Raw genomic sequence first — 23,211 nt, forward strand, 5'->3', positions numbered from 1 at the left:
ATGGAAACCGCTTGGAAATGAGTCACTCAAACGCAAAGGAAAGCGCACTTAATGATCTGAATGACGCCTTGTCACTCTTGGCGTTAGATGCCCAGTCTCAAGTCGATGCTTTAGCGCCTGCTGATGTACCTGAAGAGATATTGGCACGTTTTCGCATCGCAGCGACCCGATGCATTGAAGGGAACTATCTAGACCCAAAAGCTACCGTACAAGTACAGGCGCTCCTATCCGAAGCCGAGGACATTTGCTACCTCGCCTTTCAACCAACCAATTTGCTATCTATGCAACAACCGGAGTGGGAGGTGTTTAGAGAAAAAGCACGTGCGCTGATTGCTTGCTAGGCGTAACAAACACTACTCTTCACAGACAAAACCATGATCGTCTTTGTATTGATTCACGACTTGCTCGTCCATGGTTTCAAACAACACGCAGATCGTAAAACTGCCTTGCTGCTCGCCATCTAAGCGATACCCCCAATCCGTGATCTGCTCTCGTGTGAACGCGTAAACTTGGCCGTACTCCAAATACGTTAACCAATGCGGATCGTTGGCGAGTACACCAGTAAAGCCCCCTTCCACCTCTTTGAAAGGCATAAACCACAAATGTTCAGCATTGTCTTTCGCATCGCGCATAAGTACTTTTAAGCGGAAATCATCCGCGCCTTGAGGCGGATTGGCCTCTGCAGCGAAAAAGTTATCCAGTGTCGCTTGCGCCTGAGAAATGGCAGCTTGCATCGCTAAATCCTGTTCACTGATAAAGACCACGCTATCTTCGATCTTATCTTCAACAGCCCAAACAAATGAACTCACGATACTGGCCAACAACAGGCCACAACCAACCATTCCTTTACTTAACACTTTGCTTCCTTACTACTGATAAATCACGCCTTTACTTACCATAATTAAGCACGACTCGCGTCCACTCAGCGCAGATTACCGAGCTTAGTCATCTCAATGCGCAACAACATAAACATCTGTTACCTAAAAGACTGTGATATCTCGCAAGTTTTTAGCACCACGATGATGTCGCGTACCCAATGCCTCGCACTTGCGCTAACGTTCTCATTCTACAGACACAACATTAAAGGATTGACCATGAGCGAGTCTACGGACTACCTAGAAATGTCTTTTCGTTCTATTCGCTGTTTTTCTGATGACGGAAAGCTAGATGCGCGCGAGCTAGGCGATATTCTTCGTATTGCAGAACGTGACGGTAAGATTGATGACAATGAAATCCGCGTTTTACAGAACATCATCTCTCGGGTATTACCGCATGAGATTGACGCGGATATGAAGAAAATGATGGATAAAGTGTCAGCCAAAATCGCTGCAGCCTGATTCGAGAACGCGACACCTAGACCATAAAAAAGCCGCTGAGGTCAACCACAGCGGCTTTTTCATTACCTTCATACTATTTACTACTAAGGACTAAGGCAGGATCCAGTGCCGCTGCACGACGCGCTGGATACCAGGTTGCAATCAAACTCAACCCCAACGCCGTTAACGTCACAGTGGCCACATCACTCCAGAGTAACTGTGTCGGTAAGAAATCAACGAAATAAATATCCCCTGACAAAAATGCACTACCACTCAGGGATTCTAACCAAAGCATGAGACGCGGCAGGTTGAGAGACGCAACCACACCGACCACAGCGCCGATGCCACAGCCAATCAATCCCGACAGCAACCCTTGCCAAACAAAGATGCCACTGATTAATCGATCACCCGCACCCATAGTGCGTAAAATCGCGATATCACCAGCGCGATCTTTCACCGCCATCATTAAGGTCGACACGATATTAAAACAGGCAACACCTATTACCAGCACCATCACTATGTACATGATTAATCGCACTAATTGGATATCTCGATAGAGATACCCAAACTCGTGTTTCCAGTGCTTGATGTAAGCACGCACGGGCAAAGTAAAACCTGCTTCACGGACAATGTGAGGGGCATTAAACACATCATCCACTTTGATCGAGATGCCAGTCACACCACTTATCATGTTGGCGTACTCTTGTGCGTCTTCAAGTGGCACTATCGCTAAACTATGGTCAATCTGGCCTCCCAACGACAATAGCCCAATCACTTGCATACGAAGTCGTTGCGGCGATTTTAACTGGCGCGACGGAGCAGGATCCGGCAACATCACTGTTAACCACTCGCCTACCTCAACATTCAAGTGAGCCGCAATCCCTTGCCCGAGAATGACTTGCTGCTTGCCCGGCTCAAAGGCTGCCCACGCTTCGTCATCAATATACTGCGCAATATTACTGATGGTTTGCTCTCGTTCTTTATCAATACCACGCACTTGCACCGCTTTAAGCGCTGCGCCTTTTTCCAGTAGGCCTGTCATCGTGACATAGGGCGCAGTACTCACAACCTTGGGGTGCTCCTCAATTTTCTGCGCTAACTGTGGCCACTGCATAAAAGGCTCATTGACACCCTCTAGCTCGCCGTGAGGAATGACGCCAAGAATGCGATTTTCTAGCTCACGCTCAAAACCGTTCATTGTCGACAGGCCCAAAATGATCACGGCTACACCCACAGCAATCCCGATCATTGATGAGACAGAAATAAACGACACCATTCGGTTGCGTTTTTTAGCACGGGTAAAACGGCCACCGATAAACAGTGACAAAGGACTAGCCATGGGCTGCCTCCAACGCATTGCCTTCTTGCAACACACCATCTTGCATTGTCAACTGACGAGACATCTTCTGTGCGAGTGACTGGTCATGGGTCACTACAAGAAATGCGGTACCCGAAGCACTGTTCAGCTCTCGCATGAGGTCATAGGTTTCAACTGCCGTTTTATGATCTAAGTTACCTGTCGGCTCATCGGCCAATACCAATGCGGGTTTGTTCACCAATGCTCGCGCGATGGCGACGCGTTGACGCTCACCACCAGACAAAGCGGATGGTCGATGTGATAAGCGATGTCCAAGTCCGACCTTTTCTAGCAAAATAGCAGCCTCATCTTTCGCTTGCTTCGGAGATTTCCCCGCAATCAGCAGCGGCATCGCGGCATTTTCAACAGCGGTAAAGTCAGCTAACAAGTGATGAAACTGATAGATAAAACCGATATGCGTATTGCGCACCTTCGCCTGTTGGTTACTGCTCATCGCCATCAGTGACTGCCCCTGAAAGATCACGTCACCTTCACTCGGTGTATCAAGCGCGCCAAGAATATGTAAAAGCGTACTTTTACCCGATCCCGACGCGCCAACTATCGCGGCGAGCTCACCACGGCGAAGGGTGAAATTAACATCTCTTAGGACGGGTGTTTCAGCATCACCATCGGCAAACGTCTTAAACAGATTCGAACAAGTTAGTAATGGATCACTCATAACGTAGGGTCTCGGCAGGTTTTAACTGAGCGGCACGATAAGCTGGCAGTAGCGTGGCACCGAAACTCAATAGAATTGAAAAAATAAACACAGTGAGAATTTGTGCAGGCTGGATTAGCACTGGGAGATGCCCACCAACCAATAAGGTCGTTGCGCCAATAGTTGTCAGCAATGTATTTAAGTTCAGTGCCAGGACGATACCCAAAGCAACACCTAGCACACTGCCAATGAAGCCACTGATCGCGCCTTGAAACATAAAGATTGCCTGAATCTGTTTCTGTCCCATCCCTTGGGTCTTCAATATAGCGACCTCAGATTGCTTCTCCATCACCACCATGATTAGCGAAGAGATAATATTAAATGCCGCGACCGCGATAATCAGTCCCAACATCAGGCTCATCATGTTCTTCTCCATTTTTACCGCTTGAAAAAGCTCACCGCGCTGTTGCCGCCAATCGGACCACAACAGATCATCCTCCGCGAAATCCTTCTCTAGCGCCGGGACATTAAACGGATCATCGATATACAAACGCCATCCCGTGAATGTGCCATCTTGATATCGCAGTAAGCGGCCTGCATCACGAATGTGCACAAGTGCTACTTGGCTATCAACATCGGTTAACGAAGAGTACAAGCCAGTGACGGTAAAATTGCGCTGACTCGGCACACGACCAAGCGGGGTAAACTGGCTGACCGAGGTCACCATGACGCGCACTTTGTCGCCCAAGCGCACCCCTAAGTCGTTCGCGAGGCCACGACCCAATATGATTTGGTATTCTCCTGCTTCCAAATCAGAGATTTTGCCATTGATAAGATGCATGGCGAGCGGTTCATAGCCTTCGGGATCGATTCCCATCAGGTTAATCGCAGAGAGCGATTCCGCACTTTGTACAACGGCTTCACTCCGACTCAAAGGGGTAATGCGGTAAACGGAAGGATGTTCAAGATAGTGCGCAGGCGCGTCACCACTAACAGGAGCTTCGGCCGACACCAGCGCGTGTGGTAGTACGCCCAACAAGCGTCCTTTTAACTGCTGCTCAAAGCCATTCATGACCGATAACACGGTAATCAACGCCATCACACCGATGGTAATGCCCGCCATCGACATGTAAGACACAAAACGGCTGAACTTATCTCCGGAACGTCCCCGTAAATAGCGCCAACCAATAAAAAGTGGAACTGATCTAAACACGTTTTCACCACTATTATTTTAGATGTTGCAAGAATACCTGTCTGACCTCGTGATTAACAGGTAAGTTCGTCATTACACAGTGAAAAACAAGCGGAAGCTTGCCGAAGAGGTTAAGCTACGTGATAATCAAGTCATCATACAAATCGGAATTCGACATGGAACAAGACGAATATTTCTCGGTTCATAGCCCTATCAGTGTCAACTTGGCACCGTTGAACAATGACGCCGCTCTACCAGAAGAAGAGGCGTTTCTTGACGAGATTCCGCCACTGTTCCGTGTTGCGAGTGAATGTATTGAACTTGAAGATGCGGCAGAGCGCGAGCTGCAAACGTTCGGAAAAGACGACTCGCAATCGTTGTTAAAGTACTTGAGTGTACAAAACGAAAAGATCAACATGCTGCTGAGTTACGTGTTGCTACAACAAAACCCGGAAGAAACGCGCTACAACACCGAAACCTTTGGTGCGGGTCACCTTACTGTGCTGTTCGACAGCGCTAACCAGTGGCAACATGGTCAGCTAATCAAGGTTAAGATCTTCCTTGAGTCACCTGCTGCGGCGATTTATTGCTACGGGCAGGTTTCTCAAGTTGAGCAGACAGAGAAAGGACAGATAAGGTATAAAGTGAACTACGTTCGCATACAAGAGTCTGACCGAGATATCCTGATTCGATCAGCGCTACATTTACAGCAAAAAATCCTTAAACGCCGCGCACAGGCACGCAACAATCCAGACAGTCAGAAGTAATTATGTTTTCTTTCCCAATTCCTGTTAAAGCTGCCGACAAACGTACACTTGGTCAGGCATCTCACGCTGCTCTCGCTATTGCGATAACCTCGGCGTACAAGCAGCATCAAGGCCACTGCCTTTTTGTTGTTAAAGACACGCAAACCGCCAACCGCTTACAGACAGAACTCGAAACATTCTTGCCCGGCCTTGTGCATGTGTTTCCAGATTGGGAAACCTTGCCTTACGACAGCTTTTCGCCGCACCAAGACATCATTTCCGATCGTCTCGCGCACCTTTATCGTCTGCCAACGCTTAAAGACAGCATTACTTTAGTCCCGGTAAATACGCTGCTGCAGCGCCTCACTCCCAGCGAATTTATTCATCAACATGCATTATTGGTGAAAAACGGCGATCGTCTGTCGCTTGAAAAACTGCGCTTGCAACTCGAAAAGTCAGGCTATCGCCATGTTGACCAAGTCATGGAACACGGGGAATACGCTAATCGGGGTTCGCTATTAGACCTCTTCCCTATGGGTAGCAATCAGCCTTACCGCATTGATTTCTTCGATGATGAGGTTGATACCATTCGCCACTTTGACCCAGAAAATCAACGCTCGACAGGTGAAATTGACAGCATTGCGCTGCTGCCTGCACATGAATTTCCAACCGATGACCTCGCCATCGAGCAGTTTCGTATTCGCTGGCGTGAACGTTTTGAAGCTCGCAGAGAAGCCGAATCAATTTATCAGCAAGTCAGCAATAAAACCTGGCCACCGGGTATTGAATACTGGCAACCCCTGTTCTTTGATCAGACAGAAACCTTGTTCGACTACCTGCCAGACAACACGTTACTGCTCACTCTCGATGACGTCGCGAAAGCGGCTGAGACCTTTTTGGCCGATGCCGACTATCGCTATGATCAGCGTCGTGTCGACCCGCTACGTCCACTGCTAGAACCTAACGAGCTTTGGCTAAAAGTCGATGAGATGTTTGCTGGCTTTAAAACCCTGCCGCAAGTGCAGTTTGTCAGTGAACTTATTGACGAGAACAAGGCGGGACAAGCTAATCTCTCTCTGACCGCCCTACCTGAGTTAACGGTTAATCAAAAGCTCAAGGAGCCCATGGCAGCGTTGCGTCAGTTTGTTGAGCAACATACTGGCAAAGTCATTTTTTCTGTCGAGTCGCAAGGCCGTCGAGAAGCCCTACTCGATCTCCTGACTCGCATAAAGCTACGTCCTATGGTGTGCGAGACCCTTGATGACGCGATTGCCTCGCCACATAAGCACACGCTGATTATCAGTCACAGTGAACAAGGTTTCATTGATAACGAAACCGACATCGCTTTAATCTGCGAAGGCAACATACTCGGTCAGCGGGTGGTACAACGTCGACGCCGAGAAGACAAAAAAGTCGTCAATAGCGACACCATTATCCGTAACCTAGCGGAGTTACAGCCTGGTCAGCCTGTTGTCCACCTTGATCATGGTATCGGCCGCTATATTGGTCTCCAAACGCTAGAAGCTGGCGGCATGACAAGCGAGTTTGTGACCCTTGAATACCAAGGTGGCAGTAAACTCTACGTCCCAGTCTCTTCACTGCACATGATAAGCCGCTATTCTGGTGGCGCTGAGGATGGTGCGCCATTACACAAACTGGGCGGAGAGACTTGGCAAAAAGCCCGCAAAAAGGCCGCTGAAAAGGTCCGCGATGTCGCTGCCGAGTTACTTGATGTGTATGCAAAACGTGAACTGAAACCCGGCCATAAGTTCATGCTCAACCGCGAAGCCTATGCCGAGTTCATGACCGGTTTCCCGTTTGAGGAAACCCACGACCAAGCCATGGCGATCAACGCGGTGCTATCAGACATGTGCCAGAAAAAGGCCATGGATCGCCTCGTCTGTGGTGACGTTGGCTTCGGTAAAACCGAGGTCGCGATGCGCGCCGCTTTCGTCGCTGTCGAAAACAGCAAGCAAGTTGCCGTATTAGTACCAACAACCCTCTTAGCCCAACAGCACTTCGAAAACTTCCGCGACCGTTTTGCCAACATGCCAATTCGGGTCGAAGTACTTTCCCGATTTAAAACGGCTAAAGAGCAGAAAGCGATTCTTGAAGACACAAAGGAAGGCAAAGTCGACATTCTGATTGGCACGCATAAACTACTTAATGGCGAACTTAAGTTTAAAGATCTTGGCCTGCTTATCGTCGATGAAGAGCACCGTTTCGGTGTGCGTCAAAAAGAGAAAGTAAAAGCGATGCGTGCAGATGTCGATATCCTCACGCTAACGGCAACCCCCATACCACGAACATTAAACATGGCGATGAGTGGGATGCGAGACCTCTCCATCATCGCAACACCACCAGCACGGCGTATGGCGATTAAAACCTTCGTACGCCAGAGCGAACCCGCCCTCATTCGCGAAGCCATATTGCGCGAAATTGCCCGTGGTGGGCAGGTATACTTCCTGCACAATAACGTAGAAACCATAGATAAAACAGCGGAAGATCTCGCTGAGCTGGTACCAGAAGCACGTATCACCACAGCCCATGGCCAAATGCGAGAACGTGAACTGGAACGCATAATGTCGGATTTTTATCATCAACGGTTCAATGTCTTGGTGTGTACCACTATCATTGAGACCGGCATCGATGTACCGACGGCAAACACCATTATCATGGATCGCGCTGATCACCTTGGGTTAGCCCAGCTACACCAATTACGTGGCCGTGTTGGTCGTTCACATCACCAAGCCTATGCTTATCTGCTGACTCCTCACCCGAAACGCATGACCAAAGATGCTCAAAAGCGTCTAGAGGCTATCGCTTCGCTTGAAGACTTAGGGGCGGGCTTTACCCTTGCGACCCATGACTTGGAGATTCGAGGCGCGGGTGAACTACTTGGCGATGAACAGAGTGGTCAGATACAATCGGTAGGCTTCACGCTTTACATGGAGATGTTGGAGCAAGCTGTCGAAGCCTTGCGGGAAGGCAAAGAACCCTCACTCGATGATCTGCTTAAGCAGCAGAGTGAAGTTGAAATGCGAATTCCTGCACTATTACCGGATGATTACATTCCGGATGTCAACACACGTTTATCGCTCTACAAACGCATTGCGAGTGCAAAAGATGAGAGTGAATTAACAGAGTTACGTGTTGAGCTGATCGACCGCTTTGGCTTGCTGCCAAGCGCGACGAAAAATTTGCTCGATATTAACAAACTGAAGCTTCAGGCTGAGACAATGGGGATCAGCAAAATAGAAGCAAGCGAGCGCGGAGCCGCGATTGAGTTCAGCGAAAATTCAACCGTCAATCCGCTTTATCTGGTAGGCTTGTTACAGAAAGCACCACAGCGCTATCGAATGGATGGCCCTAATCGGGTGAAAATTGTAACGGATTTAAAGGAAGCAGATAAACGATTGAAGTGTATTGATGAACACTTGAAAGAGTTTGCTGCTAACAAACAACAATAGGGGACTGTGTGCGTCAATCTATGTTCAAAAAAATGATACTGGTCATCGGCATGCTAGCAAGTACGTCAGCGATGGCCCGTCAGTTCGACATCGAAGTCATTCTCTTTAAGCGGAATATTCAACCCGAAGCCACTAGCGAAATGTGGCCTGAAGAACTGCCTGTCATTCAGTACCAAAATGCGATTGATATTAACGATCGTACCGCGATGTCCTCCCACGGTGCGGGTCAGTTAGGGAGTGGGTCTAAATATCTCCGACGCCAATATGAAGCGCTGGAAAGCCATGCTGGCTTTACCCCACTTGCCCATATGGTGTGGCGCCAAGGAGACCGTGGAAAACGCACAGCACCTGTTTTGCACGTGCAACAAGGGCAAGACTTCAGTACTCAATACTATGATAACGGGCTATCGCGTGCGGCGAATCCTAACTTGGGTGAGTCTGGTGGATCTTTCATCACCATCGATACAGCAGATTTTAACGACCCCTCTCTACCACAGTTAGAAGGCAAGATTCAGGTTTATGTGCAGCACTATCTGTTTATAGAGACACAGTTAGATTTACGTATCCCGAGTCGAAAAGAGATCGTCGTAGGCAGTCAAATCGGTACTGACAGTCCTATTGCAACGCCTAACAACGCAGAAGGCATAGACCTCGACCCGTCTCTCGTCTCTCTAGACGACGCCGCGAGCGGATTGAACCACCTGCAGCGTGTTGAGCGTCAAGTGGAAATCCAAGACTACTTGAAGACTTATCGTATGGACCAACGCCGTCGGATGCGCAGTGGTGAAACCCATTATCTTGACCATCCATTAATGGGAATGATTATTCAAGTACGCCGCGTCGGTTAATAAACGGTGATCATCTACTTTCAAAGCCCTCTTACTGAGGGCTTTGTTGTTTTTTTAGGTATGTGGCACTGAATTTGCTAATCTGAAAGCAATGACCCTTCACAGGTAATTTTTCCAGCAAAGGTATGAGTTTATGAAATGGCATTTGAACAGCTCACGTTTACATATTCGTCCATTGAAGGACTGTGACCTCTACCCGTTCAAAGATGCCGTTAACGCCTCACTTGAGACCTTGTCTCCATGGCTAGAGTGGTGCCAGTCCCCATTTGATACCGATACCGCTTTGCAGTGGGTTAAACTCAGCCAACAACACTGGATCATCGGCAACAGCTATGAACTGGGCCTCTTTCTACGTCACGATGATAGCTTGGTGGGTGCCGTCACCATTGATTGTATCAACACCTTTTTCAATCAAGCCAACCTCGGCTACTGGATTCATCAAGACCATAATGGGCAAGGTTTTGCCACGGAAGCGGTCGAAGCGATTAAAGCCTTTGCCTTTGAACAGCTCGGATTAACCCGATTAGAGTTAATTATTCATCCAGAAAACTGCGCCAGTATTAAAGTTGCTCATTCCGTCCATGCAGAACAAGAGTGCTTAGCAAAGAACCGCCTCTACTTCAAACGCCGCCCTGTTGATGCTTGGGTATACTCGCTGACGCCGTAAACCCCTTCCTCACCGAGCTTATAAACTCTGCGACTCCCCTTCGAGTAATCACTTTCCCTTTTCAAACCACGATTGCGCCTTTTGTTCTTCAATCGCTTTTAATCACTGTTCATTCATCTGCGCAAGACGCTCAGGATGAAGTGATAGCGCATACCAAAGCAGAGCATTATTGCTAGGCGAACCTGAGCTATCGATAAAGATTCTATCGCCTTGGTTGTTGTTACTCTCTTCAATTGTGATCTCCCTCATCTCTCTATCTAGCAGCCAAGTTTTAGGCTCGTCACGCTGTACAAAAAACGATCTTCCCCTTGATCTTTTTCGCATTAATGTATCTAATAGATATATCTAAACGATACATAGGTAAACATATGAAACTTAAGATCTCGATAGCCGCTGTGATGTTTGCAATTGTCAGCATACTATTCCTACTTCCTGAGCCGACGCCACCAGCACCGAGTGGGAAGGCAACGGTTGGGGTGACACAATTTGAACTACAGAACGAAGAACGTTGGATACAGGTCAGCACTTGGTATCCAGTCAGCCAGTATGATCCCGAAAAAGTGTTTGCTTACCGACCAAGCTGGGTTGGTAAAGCGCTTGCCGAGCAACAAAACCTCCCGGAAGCACTTATGGGTGAAATGCTCCACTCATACTCTCATCTCGATGCGGAAGTGATGAATGGTAAACATCCCGTGATCATCTTTAATCACGGCTACGCCACGTACCCACGCCTCTATATGTCCATGTTTGAGCAACTCGCCAGTGAGGGTTTCATTGTCATGGCCATTGGTCATCCGGGTGACAGCTTGATTATTCGCAATGCCGCGGGCGAGTTTTTCCCGCACAGTGAAGCTGCGAAGCTACCCGCGATAAACGCAGACTTGATTAATCAGCTTCACAGCGTATCGAGAACTATGGCAGCGCAAACTGACCGCCAGAAGTGGCATCAAAGCATGACAGATTACAAATCATCACCGCTAATGGCCCCTGGGCTAACGCGTTATCCGCATTGGATTGCCAACAACTTGCTATTGCTCGATAGCTTAGCGGCCATTGAGACAGGTGGCATCCCCGGCCCATTGCGCGGCCATTTGGACCTCGAGAATATTGGTACCTTAGGGCATTCATTTGGTGGCGCCGTCGCCGTAAACCTTGCACTTTCTCAATCACAAATTAAGGCAGGGCTGAACTTGGATGGCCCACAGATTAACTTTTCTCCGCAGCAGACGATCGATAAGCCGCTCTGCTTTTTCTATGGCGATCAAACTGAGATCACTTACGCGGCATTCCCTTGGCTCAATGACGCCTTGTGGGAGGAAGCAAGTGTGACTAAATGCTCTGTGACGTTCGAAGGGGCTGGTCACAACAACTTTAGCGATTTAACCTATAACCCTTATGTTAAATACATGGGGCTTACGGGTAACGGTGACGGCAACGAACTCGGCAATCAAATTAATCAAGGGATTGTCGCTTTCTTTAACCAACAACTTCGCCAACAACATGCGTGGCCCCCTCAAGGAGCACTGATGAAAATCAGCCAGACAAACTAATGCTTGATAAAGTCATTCTTGGCCTACTGGCTTTTCAAGGGCAAAGCCTTTATGACCTTAAAAAAATCATGGAGGAGAGCACGTCACTGTTTTTCAGTGCAAGCACTGGTAGCCTTCACCCAGCCCTAAAAAAGCTCGAAAACGGTGGTCTAATAAACGTAGAAGAACGCCTGCAAGGCGAACGAGTGAAGAAAATTTACTCTAGGACACAAGCGGGCAGCGATGCGTTTCAAGCGTGGATAACAGAGCCTGTTGCTAACATGAAAGTGAAAGACGAAGGCTTACTTCGTCTCTACTTTTTTGGCCAGATCGAAGGCGACGTCGCGCCTTTTATTCAACGTTATATTAATGAGGCGGACCAGTGGATTGAGACCCTCTCAACCCTCTATGACTATGTAAAAACCATTGAGGTAGAGCCTGACTATCAAAAGGTGTACTTTTTTGAAATGGCGACGCTTAAGTACGGCTTAGACTCACTCAAGTTTGCTAAACAGTGGTATGTAGACTTACTTGACGAGTACCGACAAGCGGGACTGAGCTAGCAAACAGCCCTTTAGAAAAAACAGTCTTACTTGCTATTGATCAAGCACGTTCACGAAGGTGCTGGCCTATGATAGGGGAAAAGGTCAGTATAATGCAGCAAGGAAAACACACCGTGACCGACGACTTCATCCCACTTCACAATGGGTTAGGCAAAGAATTCAAAACCGTGACGGCCATGATCGATATCTATTGCCGAGCCCATCATCGCACATCAACAACCTGTACCGAGTGTGAGTCGCTAAAGCACTATGCCAATGTCCGACTAGACCGCTGCCCCTATGGGGAAAGCAAACCAACGTGTAATCGCTGTCCGATCCACTGCTATAAGCAGAAGGAAAAAGCCATGATGAAAGCCATCATGCGCTTTTCTGGACCAAGAATGCTACTCCATCACCCCTTACTCGCAATTCGTCACCTGATCCATGAGCGTAGAAAAGAGGTACCTGCCAAACCGCCTAAGCATCGTTCCAATCGCTACATCAGATTACAACAACAAGATTAGCTGATAAGCCAGACAAAAAAGGTCTGCCGAAGCAGACCTTTCACGATTGAATCGTGTATCTTGAGTAGATCAAACTAAGTTAGTGAAGCTTTAGATTTGGACGCAATGCACGATTGATTCGTCCAACCAACATCATCAAACTGGTTTTAAAGAAGCCATGCAAGGCAATTTGGTGCATACGGTAGAGCGAAATGTAGACCACACGAGCGATACGGCCTTCTACCATCATTGACCCTTTGGTCAGGTTGCCCATCAAGCTACCGACTGTTGAGAAGTTACTTAGTGAGACTAAAGAACCATGGTCGCTGTACACATAAGGTTTGAGGGTTTGCCCATTAAGCTGAGCAACAATGTTCTTGTAGGCATGCGACGCCATCTGGTGTGCCGCTTGTGCACGAGGCGGGACAAAACTGCCATCCTCTTGTGTACAAGAGGCCAAATCACCAATCACATAAATATCGTCATCACGGGTGGTTTGCAGTGTCGATTTCACCACCAACTGGTTGATGCGGTTCGTCTCGAGACCGGCGATATCTTTTATAAAGTCTGGCGCTTTGATACCTGCGGCCCACACCATGATTTGTGCCGGGATCAACTCACCCTCTTTGGTTGTTAAGCCTTCTTTATCCGCTTTCACGACCATAGTACCTGTGCGTACTTTCACACCAAGCTTGGTCAACTCATGATGCGCTGCAGAGGAGATTCGTGGCGGTAATGCAGGCAGAATACGCTCACCGGCTTCAACGAGGTTAACATTCAACTTTGCACTATCGAGGTCTTTAAACCCATAGTTCTTCAACTCTTTCACCGCATTGTGAAGTTCTGCTGACAGTTCTACTCCCGTCGCACCTGCGCCAACAATCGCGATATCAACCGTCTTCTGCTCCATACTGGTATGTAGCTTCAAGAACTGATTGTTCATTTCATTACGGAAACGGTGCGCCTGCTCCGGGCTATCAAGGAAGATACAATGGTCTTTAACACCTTCAGTATTAAAGTCGTTGGAGGTTGAGCCAATTGCCATGACGAGGATGTCGTAGCTCAGGATACGCTCTGGCATGATTTGCTCACCATTATCATCCTGCATTGGTGATAAGGTGATCGACTTTGACTCGCGGTCGATGTCTTGCAAACTGCCGAGTTGAAACTCAAAACCGTGGTTTTTGGCATGCGCACGATAACTCAGTGCATCAACACCAGCATCCAGCGCGCCTGTTGCGACTTCGTGTAATAGTGGCTTCCACAAGTGACTCGCTTTGCGGTCTACCAGTGTCACCTCTGCTTTACCTTTTTTACCGAACTTACGGCCAAACTTAGTTGCTAGCTCTAGTCCACCAGCACCACCACCGACGATCACGATTTTGGTCATAATTCCCTCTCAAAGCTTCTTAATTTTAAAAATTTTTTGTAATGCTCGACGCTGTGGCATCGAGCGACAGAATTCTTTTGGGTGAGGGTAAAACGTTCTAAATTATGTTAGTTATCGGTAGAAACGCCAATCACAGGCTCTTAACAGCAGATTACACCAATAATCTAAACAAACGCGGCGTGTTTCTAGTTCGTAGTCTCTTCTTATTGCACGCGTTCTTTGATGCACATCAAAAACTGCACCGTTATGAGGGGATTATGTATCAGAAATGTTGAACTGAAAAGTAATTTATCAAAAAATATGCAATTTTTCTCTAGATTTTAAGAAAGGTATAGAGGAAATGACAACTTGGTATACAACCGATTGAATCGATTGCGTCAGGGGTTGACGCGCAATTTAGCCGCCATCTCCCCTGACGAGCGGAAGAAACAAACACTCAACTTTTTTTGAATGCTTTTACTCGTTGGAGGTGCTGAGATATCTTCTTAAACTTATGCGTCTGCTCTTCATCCCACACAATTTCGTAGTAATCTGACAGTGCGTCAGCCGTCAACTGGTTGTCATGGATTTCATCTTTCGTCGACAAAAACACCAAGCAATTGCCACGGTTTTTTTCACGAAATTCAGTCACGCATTTTGTCGCAATATCTGCATACTCCTCCGGACGGTCAATTCGCCCTTCCATGTTGACTTCAGGACGAAGGTTAGGGTTAAAAATCGCTTGCTTAATCCCGCATAAAAAACCAATGCGCTCCGACCAATAGCCCCCTAAACCGACACCACAAATGATTGGGGATTTATCATTGCTCTCATTGATTAATTTTTGTACTTCTTTTAACAAGTGCTGCATATCGTGCTTGGGGTGCAAGGTGCTGTAGTTGACGAACCTTACATCCTCATCGATAAACTGCAACTGCAGTACTTTCTCATGATTTCCGGGGCTTGTAGAGTCAAACCCATGCAGATAAATAATCATAGCCCTTCCCTGTTTAAGGTCTTTCTTGCCATCAATCTAGCATGATTCCCTGCACATAACAGCGCAAATTTGTTCACAAATCATTTAATTGAGACACGCGACGTAACAGATGGTTAACTTTCATTCTCACCACGAAGATCTGTCAATGTATCAATTATCTCGGTCAATTCTTGCTGAAAATGAGAGCGCTGTTTATCCGTCAAGCTCTGGTTCAAGCGCCACAACAACTCAAATCGTCTTGCCAAGTAGCGATTAATCTCAGACTGTTTTGGTTCGTATTCTAAAGCCATAAAGCGATTGAGGTAGGATGCTACGATTTGCTCAAATCCTTCATCTGCTCGACTTGACGTAAGCGTTAACCACTCGGAAAACAGTGCATCTTGATTCTCTATCAAGATCGGCTCGAGCTCTAACTGATAACCCGCCATCTCTTCCAACATGGCTTTTTGAGCGCTATCTAAATTACCCACCCAGCGCTTGGCTATCTTATTCAAGCGTTTCACCCGCTTCACCAACTTTTGGTTGTCATCCAGGTCAGCACGTTCTTCGACAACATCGTCCAACTTCTCTTTAATCGCATCATTCATTGCTGCAATTTGCTCGGTCGACATGCTCTGCAGCGTGTCCACGACAATTGGTGTAAACATCGCAGCTTGACGTTGGCCGAGTGCAGTAAATCGACGATGAAACTTGGAGATTTGCCCGTAGCCTAACGGCGACACAGCCTCCTCTTTTAGCAGCGTGACCTCGTTAATAATCTCATCTAAGCCCACTTTACGGTGCTGGGCCAACACCAACACAACACCTTGCTCAAACCGCTTTTCTTGCTGCGAATCGAGGTCGATGTAGTCATACGCATAATAAGGTATTAACCAATCGAGGACGTTGTAAGTCATTTTCAGGGTGCAGCCACTCACCATCAGCACCATGAAAACCAAGCTGATGAAACGCAATGAGATTGACATGAACAGTTGATCGAAACAGCGGTGAATCGTCTTAGGCATCGTTCCCTCCAAACCGGCAATATAACCTCAAGCCACCTCAAGATTTGAGTATACTCATATATCCAATATTGATGACAGGATGATGGTCGCGCCTACTTTCCTATCTCAAAGTCGTGAATTAATGCACACTCTAGTGCTCTGCCAGCATTTAGTAACTCATCAGACTGCCAATGCTCACCCGCTAGGCGATACCAAAGTACGGCGAGATATTGACACCAAGGCAGCCATGCCATCACTTTCTCTGTTAGCTCCGCTTTAGACCAAGAAGTATGCTGTACATAGCTCTCAATTACAGCACTCAAGGTTTGATCGGACATGATCGCTGTCATGGCGATATCCAGTGCCGGGCACCCAGCCGCAGAAAATTCCCAATCAATAACGACCAGCCCCTGCTTGCCATTGATGAGGTTGTGAAGACCAAAATCAAAATGACACAGCACATGCGCCATTGGCTCCGGTACCGCCAACGACTGAAAGTGTCTCCGTAGCAACTTAAGTTCGACACTAGGTTGCTCTATACAACGCCAATAATGTTCAGCTCGAGAAGGTGGATACAAAGCATGCTTTGGTGCAGGTTGTCTGTGAATCTCACTCAGCAAAGCCATCGCACTCGATAAACTGCCCTGATATTGCCCGCCTGAAACATAATGAAGCAGTACCCCCTCTTTACAGCCTAGCAGCACCTTAGGTGCCCATGGCTTTGCACTCAAGCTATCCAGTACCTGAGCTTCATCTAGACGGCAGAGACCCAACTTTGGTAGTAGCCTTGTGTCGGGTCGCCATACTGCATATTGCCCATTCACTTCCAACAACCAACAAGGATTCGAGAGCCCGCCAGACAAGGGCGATGCGTGAGTAATCACTTTCCCTTTTAAGGCATTGGGTGTCATCCATTCTGCAGACACCTGTTTTAACTTTTCCATGCCATCTCACTAAATATACGCAATAGAACTAACGTTTTCTGATTGAGCTTACTCGATCACCACTACCGTGCCTTCGACCGGGTCACTGAACAAACATAAAAGAAAAGCTGTAGCTATCTTAATAGCTACAGCTTTGCGATTAACCAATCTTGCTAGACCAACTGCGTCAAGCATCGACTTGGCACGAGCCAGTATCAGCTCTTATACTCAAGCCACCTCAAGATGCTTGTTCAGCGAGAATTTCTAGGTTTGCCACCGAGGCACTGCTTTGAAGGTCTAGTGGACTAAATCAAAAAGCAGTAACAAAGGTGGCTAGCCTAGAAAACTCGCCCTTTGGGAAGCAACTAGCGCCCCGATTTCTGCGTTAAAGGCGCTCGAAAGGGGAAACCATTCCTGCACCCCTTTGCCTTGAACTCGAATCGCTAGTCTGCTTCTGAATCCTGCATATTGAGGTGGCTTGAGTATAGACAAGGCAATTAAAGTCCAAGTAATGAACGTGACTCTTGCTTACGGATCTCAGTTTCATCAGCCCATTCAATCAAGCCCGTCTCTAGGTCCATCAAGCGCATTGTCATCTTGTAGTAAACATCCGTGTTTTTACCGGAAGCTTTAACAATACTCGACAGATTACCGTAGAGCATGTACTGCGCCCCTACCATGCGACCAAACTGAATCGCCGTATTCGGGTTCACTAACTCGTCATTGTTTTGGAAATCGAGCTGATCACGTACCGCCTCTACACGATCCATATCCACAAAACGGAACTTGCCAGAGTTAAGCAGGTTGGTGCTGATTGAATCCGTAATGGACTCCGTATCAATGTGCTCAGCGGTTTTATTCTTAATACTCTCTACAAAAACGATAGGTCGGCTATCACGTGTAATCGCGGCCACCGAGCCAGAAGAGAGCATACTATTCGTCATCTCAACAGCAATTTTTTGCAGATCGGTTGAGCCGAAATCAATCGTGGTGGTTTCTACTGCTTGTGCATCACCATAACTCACACGTTGCGCACAGCCACCGAGTAGCAGCGCGGCAAGCCCTACCGCGACGATCGCGTTTCTTTTCATAGTTTTATCCATTTGAAAATCAATTATTCAGCTTCGCGAATCAACACACGATACTGTGTTGCTCTCGCATCATTTGCCATACCTTGCAGCGTCACACGATCTTTACCATACAAGATCGCTTGTAACCAAGGCGAGTCACTGCCAGATAATTCTAGGCCTTGCCCATCATACCAATAGAATCGGTATTGAAGTTTCAAGGTTTTGTCAGTAACGCTTTTAATCGGTACACGAGCTTGAATGAGGCCATTCACATCACCTTGTGCTGCCCGCTCTACTTCAATACGTTTGCCCAAATCAAAGTCATCAATCACGACGCTCTGGTTTTCGCTACTAATACTCAGGCCAGTCGAAGTTTGACTACAGCCCACTAATGCTACGGCCATCAATGCCGCCATGATCCATTTCATCGGTTTGCTCCTAGTAATACATGCCATCCAGTCGCTTGATTACCTTGTCGAGATACCCAAAACAGCGTTATTCGTCCCGGTTGAATTGGCACGGTCCACTGATTACCACGACTAGATAGCGTCACTTCATTTAGTTCATACTGCGCAGTCGAAAGATAAACGCTCGCAGGCAAAGTTTGCCAGCTACGCGTATCGGCTTGATCCGTTAACATATTAAAAATGTTAAATACCGCATTGCTCAACTCTTTGTACTCATCTTCTGAGCTATTCACAGCACTTTGTCGCAACTGGTCTTTGGCAACAATACGTAATGCTTGCCGCGTCACAATAGCGAACATATCGTCACTCAACGCTTGGCTCGCCATCAAATTTGTGTCGGTAACCAAATCAGCGTCCAAATCACTATTATCTACCTTGATAGGACGATAAGGTGTAAATCTTTGTTTAGAATAGTACGGTAATGACAAATTATAGATAGCTTGCTGGTAGTTATTGTCCCATAGCACTAAGGGCAAGCGCCACATCTGCTTGGCACTAACGACTTGCTGCTCGTCTATAATGATCAACGTCCCGGTATCTCTACTCGGCACTTTGTACTGGCCATACTGACGTTGTAACGCTTTAAGCTCAGTACGTCGCCCTGCCCGTTTCGCAATCCGCATTGCGGTATCAACCACCGCCTTGTTATCGGGCACAACATTCAGCGCTCGCTGAATATCAACAAATGCACTATTTAAATCGCCATCCGCTTCATACAACAGTGCAGACAAAAAGAACAAATACGCATTCTGTCTCGCACCTAGCGCATTACTCTTATCCGGATAACGCTTCAGCACTTCACTGACATTGTCAGACATCTGTTGCTGCTTCGCCTCACGCTGGGCAATTTCTGCCTGCTGTTTGCGAAAGTCAATCACCGACTCTTGCACCCGGTTCGCGCGACGCATTTCAACCAATGCACCGTCAAGATCCTTAGCCTGTAGGTAGTTCAATCCAAGATAAAGATGTAAAAAGCCAACTTCATATGGCGAAGGCTCATAGCTAATCACATTATCATTCAAAAAAAGTGATGTCGCTTGCTCAATGCCTTCTGAAATTCGAATCTGAGCTTGACGTTGTTCTTCCGTCCAATACGCATCAGCAGCCTTCAATGCAGCCATGCTAGCCGCGTAGTCTTGTTGCAAAAACGCAACCCGACCAGATTCAGCACCATAAAGAAACGCCCCCCCAGCGTCACTTAGTGCCGCCTGGGCCTGCGAATAATCTCCGGATTTCACATAATGATAAGCGGCAGCATTGCTCTCTGAATAGTGACCGAACATGTTTTGTACACTCAGGCCAGCACACCCTGAGAGCAATACTGTAAATATCCCTAATACAACCTTTTTCATTTAGGTCCCACTCGTCAATGAGAGAATGTCGAAATCATCGACCCAAAGTCGCCTGATGAAGAGCGAACGAAGGAAAATAGTACTCAGCGATGAATACGCCAGAAACAAGCACTACTTTAATATCAATACCACGATCGCTGTAATTGGCACTCTTTGGGTCGTAAAGACAAGGCTAGCCTAACAACATTGGGCCGAGTGGTTTACCGCCCACCAAATGCATGTGAATATGATAGACCTCTTGTCCACCGTGGGTGTTGCAGTTCATGATGAGACGGTATCCGTCGTCAGCAATACCTTCTTCAGCCGCGAGCTTTTTCGCCACTGTTACCATTCGACCTAACGCGGCTTCATCTGCTTCTGTTACGTCATTAATCGTAGGGATGAGCACATTCGGCACAATGAGAATATGGCTTGGTGCCCTTGGGTTAATGTCACGAAAAGCCGTCACAAGATCGTCCTGATAAACGACGTCTGCGGGGATTTCTTTTCTAATAATTTTACTAAAGATGGTTTCTTCAGCCATTTCTCGCTCCAATGAGTCTGTCTGTTTCAATCGATTATGCGTTACAGACAATATCAGAGCAATAGCGTTTCCAAAGATCTTGTATCAAACGCGTACTACAAAAACTTACACACCATCACTTGCATTCCCACGTGATGCTACTCGACCAAAAATCCCTGAAAATCAAAACACAAGCACATGTGGCACCGCTTCCATTTCTCATTTTTACATGTAACTGAAACGTTATCAGTATACCGTCGTTGAGCAACGCAATTTTCGGGACGTTAATTGCCACTAAACTGCATAAAAAATCATCTGCAAGCTACAGTTTTTCAGGCATTCGCCGATAACGTGACTTGAAGGCACAAGACCAATTAGTAACCAGGACGAAATAACCATTAATGATAAATAAGTTAATTCCCATCACGTAATAAGATGGATTAAATGACCAAAAGGCTAACCACGTCACAAACGGGAAAATGGTGCTTACCACGCCTAACTGACAGTGCTAGTGTTGAACTAGACCAGATAATTTGTGACACATAATAATATACCAGCAGGACATACTCTGGCGTAAATTATCTTTTTTGGTCACTTTTGCTGCAAAGCGTTTGATATTTAAGGGAGAGAAATATGAGAAAACGTCGACAAGCCTCGATTATCGTTCGGATGAACGTTGGGTTTGCATTATTGGTCGCGCTTTTTGCGGTCACCATACTAGTAATGCAACGAGGGTCAAACCAAATACACAATCAACTAGGGACAGTAACCACAGAAGCCTTGCCGCTATTTTCTCAGGCAAATCAGACAAGTGTACGTCTTCTCACCGCAGACAAGATCTTCAAAGATTTCCTGACAACCCGCGACCCAGCGCGCATGAGCGATTACGATAAGCAATTCACAGAAGCCCACCAAGCATTCAAAGAAGCCAGTGACGCTCTGAACCTAAGCGCCGGGGAGATCCCCGCTCTCGCCGAGCAGCTCGCCGCCTTGCAAGCCCTCGAAAAACGCTACTTCGAGCACGCCCACACCGCAATGGCGAATTACCAAACGAAACTCGTCGCCGAACGCGAACGCTCAACCGCTATCCGTCGTTTCCAAGTCCTTTATGGCGAGTTGAGTAATAAGATGCAGAGCTATATCAATGATAGCGACAATATTGCTGTCCAAATGATATCGAAAAGCTACTTTGTCAAACTCGAGCAAACCGAAGAAACGACATCCGATGCATTGGCGAGTAACGATCCTTCTATTGTTGGTACAGCGCTGCGCGACAATAAGAAAAGCGTCACTCAATTAAATTACGCCTTCAATGGCATAGTGCGTCAGGACAGTGAAATCGGTGAGACCTTTCAAGCGTCAGTCGATCAATACACACTGGATATCGGCCAACCACAAGGTATCTTGGAACAGCACTACAATTATCTGATCGCAGAGCAAGAGCTTTACGACAATATCCTTACCCTAGCGCAAGAAATTGACGCCGCGATGGCTATCTTAAACACCTTTGTCACGCAAGCAGACCAAGTGATGGCCGATGCTATCCAAGTTGCTGATACAACCTATAGCCAAAGCCAACAGCGTGCCTTGCTGCTAGGTTTACTTGCCGTGACCATTTGTGCCACCGTCGGCTGGTATATTTCAACGCGTATTCGTGCGCCACTGCACGCCATGTTGCGCACACTCGAGAAGTTAACCCAGGGAGATATGACACAACGCTTCACCAAAGCGAGTTTCCGGGAGTTTGAACAACTCAGCGGCCATATCAATACCTTAGCCACAACCCTGCAAGAAATCTTACGAGATCTTGGCAAAACATCTGACGGACTTACGCACGTTGCCGAAGACAACCAAGCCGTGACAGCCAAAGCGAAGCAGCAACTGAAAGATCAAGGCGAACGTACCGCCAGCGTTGCCGCCGCGATGACAGAAATGGACCACTCTGTGAAGGATGTCTCTAACAGCGCAGAACACACAATGGAAAAAGTGAAGTCGGTAGAAAAAGCCGCCGGCGAAGGACGCGCTATCATGAGCCGCTCCATTTCCACCACACAGCAACTGTCAACCCGTATCGATGAATCGGTGCATGCGGTTGGCGAGCTACAGAAGATGAGCCATAACATTGGCGCAATCTTGGATGTTATCCGCAACATTGCAGATCAGACAAACCTACTTGCGTTAAATGCCGCAATCGAGGCCGCACGCGCGGGTGAGCAAGGGCGTGGTTTTGCCGTCGTTGCTGATGAAGTCCGTGTGCTTGCCTCAAAAACAACCGACTCCACGGAAGAGATTGAGGGCTTAATTCAGACGCTACAAAATGGCTCGGCGCAAGCCGTTAACTTAATGGAAAGCTGTGTTTCTGAAATGGCGACAAGCAGCAGCCAAGCTTCCGATGCCAACAGCTCAATGGAGGAAGTCCTTTCATTGATTCTCGAAATCAGTGAAATGAGCAGCCAAATTTCCCAAGCGTCAAACGAGCAAAGCAACACCAGTTCAGAAATTGCGCAAGCATTAGAGAGTATTAGCCATATCGCAGAAACCAACTACCAAGCCATGGAGCAAGTTGCCGCTGCGAGCGAAAACCTCGATGAGTTAGCGCATAAGCAAAACGATATCGTTAGTCGCTTTGTCGTCTGACAATAGGACGTCTTATAAAGGGGCGTCTAACAACAGGTCGACTCACTGATAAATTTCTTCCGCCCCAACTCACGTTGGGGCTT

General features: G+C 47.3%; 23 protein-coding genes. 10 read left to right on the forward strand and 13 right to left on the reverse strand.

Annotation, left to right across the window (positions count from 1 at the left end):
• Nucleotides 1–17 precede the first annotated feature (17 nt).
• Nucleotides 18–341: a hypothetical protein gene (locus TSUB_RS09745; protein ID WP_159064801.1), complete on the forward strand. Its 324-nt coding sequence runs from the start codon at nt 18–20 to the stop codon at nt 339–341.
• 12 nt (nt 342–353) lie between these two features.
• Here TSUB_RS09745 and TSUB_RS09750 read toward each other — a convergent pair whose 3' ends face one another.
• Nucleotides 354–857, reverse strand: coding sequence for a YegJ family protein (locus tag TSUB_RS09750; protein ID WP_087017323.1), 504 nt, complete (start codon nt 855–857; stop codon nt 354–356).
• 237 nt (nt 858–1,094) lie between these two features.
• Between TSUB_RS09750 and TSUB_RS09755 the strand changes: the two genes are divergently transcribed.
• Nucleotides 1,095–1,337: a hypothetical protein gene (locus tag TSUB_RS09755; RefSeq protein WP_087017321.1), complete on the forward strand. Its 243-nt coding sequence runs from the start codon at nt 1,095–1,097 to the stop codon at nt 1,335–1,337.
• 73 nt (nt 1,338–1,410) lie between these two features.
• Here TSUB_RS09755 and lolE read toward each other — a convergent pair whose 3' ends face one another.
• The 3 genes from lolE to lolC are packed head-to-tail and all read right to left on the reverse strand — an operon-like array spanning nt 1,411 to nt 4,544.
• Nucleotides 1,411–2,655, reverse strand: coding sequence for a lipoprotein-releasing ABC transporter permease subunit LolE (gene lolE / locus TSUB_RS09760; protein WP_087017318.1), 1,245 nt, complete (start codon nt 2,653–2,655; stop codon nt 1,411–1,413).
• Nucleotides 2,648–3,352 carry a lipoprotein-releasing ABC transporter ATP-binding protein LolD gene (gene lolD / locus TSUB_RS09765; RefSeq protein WP_087017316.1) on the reverse strand — a complete coding sequence of 235 codons (705 nt, stop codon included), beginning with the start codon at nt 3,350–3,352 and terminating at the stop codon, nt 2,648–2,650. The genes lolE and lolD overlap by 8 nt, the downstream gene beginning before the upstream one ends.
• Nucleotides 3,345–4,544 carry a lipoprotein-releasing ABC transporter permease subunit LolC gene (gene lolC / locus TSUB_RS09770; protein ID WP_087017313.1) on the reverse strand — a complete coding sequence of 400 codons (1,200 nt, stop codon included), beginning with the start codon at nt 4,542–4,544 and terminating at the stop codon, nt 3,345–3,347. Before lolC ends, lolD begins: the two co-directional genes overlap by 8 nt.
• 155 nt (nt 4,545–4,699) lie before the next feature.
• On the opposite strand from lolC, the gene TSUB_RS09775 reads away from it, so the two are divergent.
• The 4 genes from TSUB_RS09775 to TSUB_RS09790 all read left to right on the forward strand — a co-directional run bounded on the left by TSUB_RS09775 (nt 4,700) and on the right by TSUB_RS09790 (nt 10,254).
• Entirely contained in the window at nt 4,700–5,290 is a 591-nt protein-coding gene (locus TSUB_RS09775) for a hypothetical protein (protein WP_087017311.1), read from the forward strand.
• Between the two features lie 2 nt (nt 5,291–5,292).
• Nucleotides 5,293–8,739, forward strand: coding sequence for a transcription-repair coupling factor (gene mfd / locus TSUB_RS09780; RefSeq protein ID WP_087017309.1), 3,447 nt, complete (start codon nt 5,293–5,295; stop codon nt 8,737–8,739).
• A gap of 32 nt (nt 8,740–8,771) precedes the next feature.
• Complete coding sequence (locus TSUB_RS09785; protein ID WP_414718378.1) at nt 8,772–9,587, forward strand: peptidoglycan binding protein CsiV; 816 nt, start codon at nt 8,772–8,774, stop codon at nt 9,585–9,587.
• A 133-nt stretch (nt 9,588–9,720) separates the two neighbouring features.
• Nucleotides 9,721–10,254, forward strand: coding sequence for a GNAT family N-acetyltransferase (locus TSUB_RS09790; protein ID WP_087017307.1), 534 nt, complete (start codon nt 9,721–9,723; stop codon nt 10,252–10,254).
• Between the two features lie 102 nt (nt 10,255–10,356).
• On the opposite strand, the gene TSUB_RS09795 is transcribed toward TSUB_RS09790, so the two are convergent.
• On the reverse strand, nt 10,357–10,503 hold the full coding sequence (locus TSUB_RS09795) for a hypothetical protein (protein WP_159064800.1): 147 nt from the start codon (nt 10,501–10,503) through the stop codon (nt 10,357–10,359).
• 119 nt (nt 10,504–10,622) lie between these two features.
• On the opposite strand from TSUB_RS09795, the gene TSUB_RS09800 reads away from it, so the two are divergent.
• The 3 genes from TSUB_RS09800 (at nt 10,623) to TSUB_RS09810 (ending at nt 12,849) form a co-directional block, all read left to right on the forward strand.
• Nucleotides 10,623–11,804 (forward strand): alpha/beta hydrolase family protein, encoded by a 1,182-nt coding sequence (locus TSUB_RS09800; protein ID WP_159064799.1) that lies wholly within the window; start codon nt 10,623–10,625, stop codon nt 11,802–11,804.
• A complete protein-coding gene (locus TSUB_RS09805; protein WP_087017300.1) occupies nt 11,804–12,346 on the forward strand; it encodes a PadR family transcriptional regulator in 543 nt (180 codons plus the stop codon). Before TSUB_RS09800 ends, TSUB_RS09805 begins: the two co-directional genes overlap by 1 nt.
• A 92-nt stretch (nt 12,347–12,438) precedes the next feature.
• The gene (locus TSUB_RS09810; RefSeq protein WP_087017370.1) at nt 12,439–12,849 is read left to right on the forward strand and encodes a nitrous oxide-stimulated promoter family protein; all 411 of its coding nucleotides are present in this window, start codon (nt 12,439–12,441) and stop codon (nt 12,847–12,849) included.
• Nucleotides 12,850–12,928: 79 nt separating this feature from the next.
• Here the strand turns inward: TSUB_RS09810 and TSUB_RS09815 are convergent, their stop codons facing one another.
• From TSUB_RS09815 to hinT, 8 genes are all read right to left on the reverse strand, one after another.
• Nucleotides 12,929–14,218 carry an NAD(P)/FAD-dependent oxidoreductase gene (locus TSUB_RS09815; RefSeq protein WP_087017298.1) on the reverse strand — a complete coding sequence of 430 codons (1,290 nt, stop codon included), beginning with the start codon at nt 14,216–14,218 and terminating at the stop codon, nt 12,929–12,931.
• A gap of 436 nt (nt 14,219–14,654) precedes the next feature.
• Nucleotides 14,655–15,194, reverse strand: a complete 540-nt coding sequence (gene ycfP / locus TSUB_RS09820) for an alpha/beta hydrolase YcfP (RefSeq protein WP_087017296.1) — start codon at nt 15,192–15,194, stop codon at nt 14,655–14,657.
• Between the two features lie 113 nt (nt 15,195–15,307).
• A complete protein-coding gene (locus TSUB_RS09825; RefSeq protein WP_087017294.1) occupies nt 15,308–16,198 on the reverse strand; it encodes a DUF6279 family lipoprotein in 891 nt (296 codons plus the stop codon).
• A 92-nt stretch (nt 16,199–16,290) separates the two neighbouring features.
• Nucleotides 16,291–17,121, reverse strand: coding sequence for a phosphotransferase (locus TSUB_RS09830; protein ID WP_087017292.1), 831 nt, complete (start codon nt 17,119–17,121; stop codon nt 16,291–16,293).
• A gap of 476 nt (nt 17,122–17,597) precedes the next feature.
• Nucleotides 17,598–18,191, reverse strand: a complete 594-nt coding sequence (gene lpoB / locus TSUB_RS09835; protein WP_087017291.1) for a penicillin-binding protein activator LpoB — start codon at nt 18,189–18,191, stop codon at nt 17,598–17,600.
• 23 nt (nt 18,192–18,214) lie between these two features.
• Nucleotides 18,215–18,598, reverse strand: a complete 384-nt coding sequence (locus tag TSUB_RS09840) for a YcfL family putative periplasmic lipoprotein (RefSeq protein ID WP_087017289.1) — start codon at nt 18,596–18,598, stop codon at nt 18,215–18,217.
• Nucleotides 18,595–19,989: a COG3014 family protein gene (locus tag TSUB_RS09845; protein WP_159064798.1), complete on the reverse strand. Its 1,395-nt coding sequence runs from the start codon at nt 19,987–19,989 to the stop codon at nt 18,595–18,597. Before TSUB_RS09845 ends, TSUB_RS09840 begins: the two co-directional genes overlap by 4 nt.
• A 172-nt stretch (nt 19,990–20,161) precedes the next feature.
• Nucleotides 20,162–20,512, reverse strand: coding sequence for a purine nucleoside phosphoramidase (hinT, locus tag TSUB_RS09850; protein WP_087017286.1), 351 nt, complete (start codon nt 20,510–20,512; stop codon nt 20,162–20,164).
• A gap of 612 nt (nt 20,513–21,124) precedes the next feature.
• Here hinT and TSUB_RS09855 point away from each other — a divergent pair.
• The gene (locus tag TSUB_RS09855; protein ID WP_087017284.1) at nt 21,125–23,128 is read left to right on the forward strand and encodes a methyl-accepting chemotaxis protein; all 2,004 of its coding nucleotides are present in this window, start codon (nt 21,125–21,127) and stop codon (nt 23,126–23,128) included.
• Nucleotides 23,129–23,211: the final 83 nt, after the last annotated feature.

Source organism: Thaumasiovibrio subtropicus (assembly GCF_019703835.1).
In the GTDB taxonomy this organism is placed as follows: Bacteria; Pseudomonadota; Gammaproteobacteria; order Enterobacterales; family Vibrionaceae; genus Thaumasiovibrio; species Thaumasiovibrio subtropicus.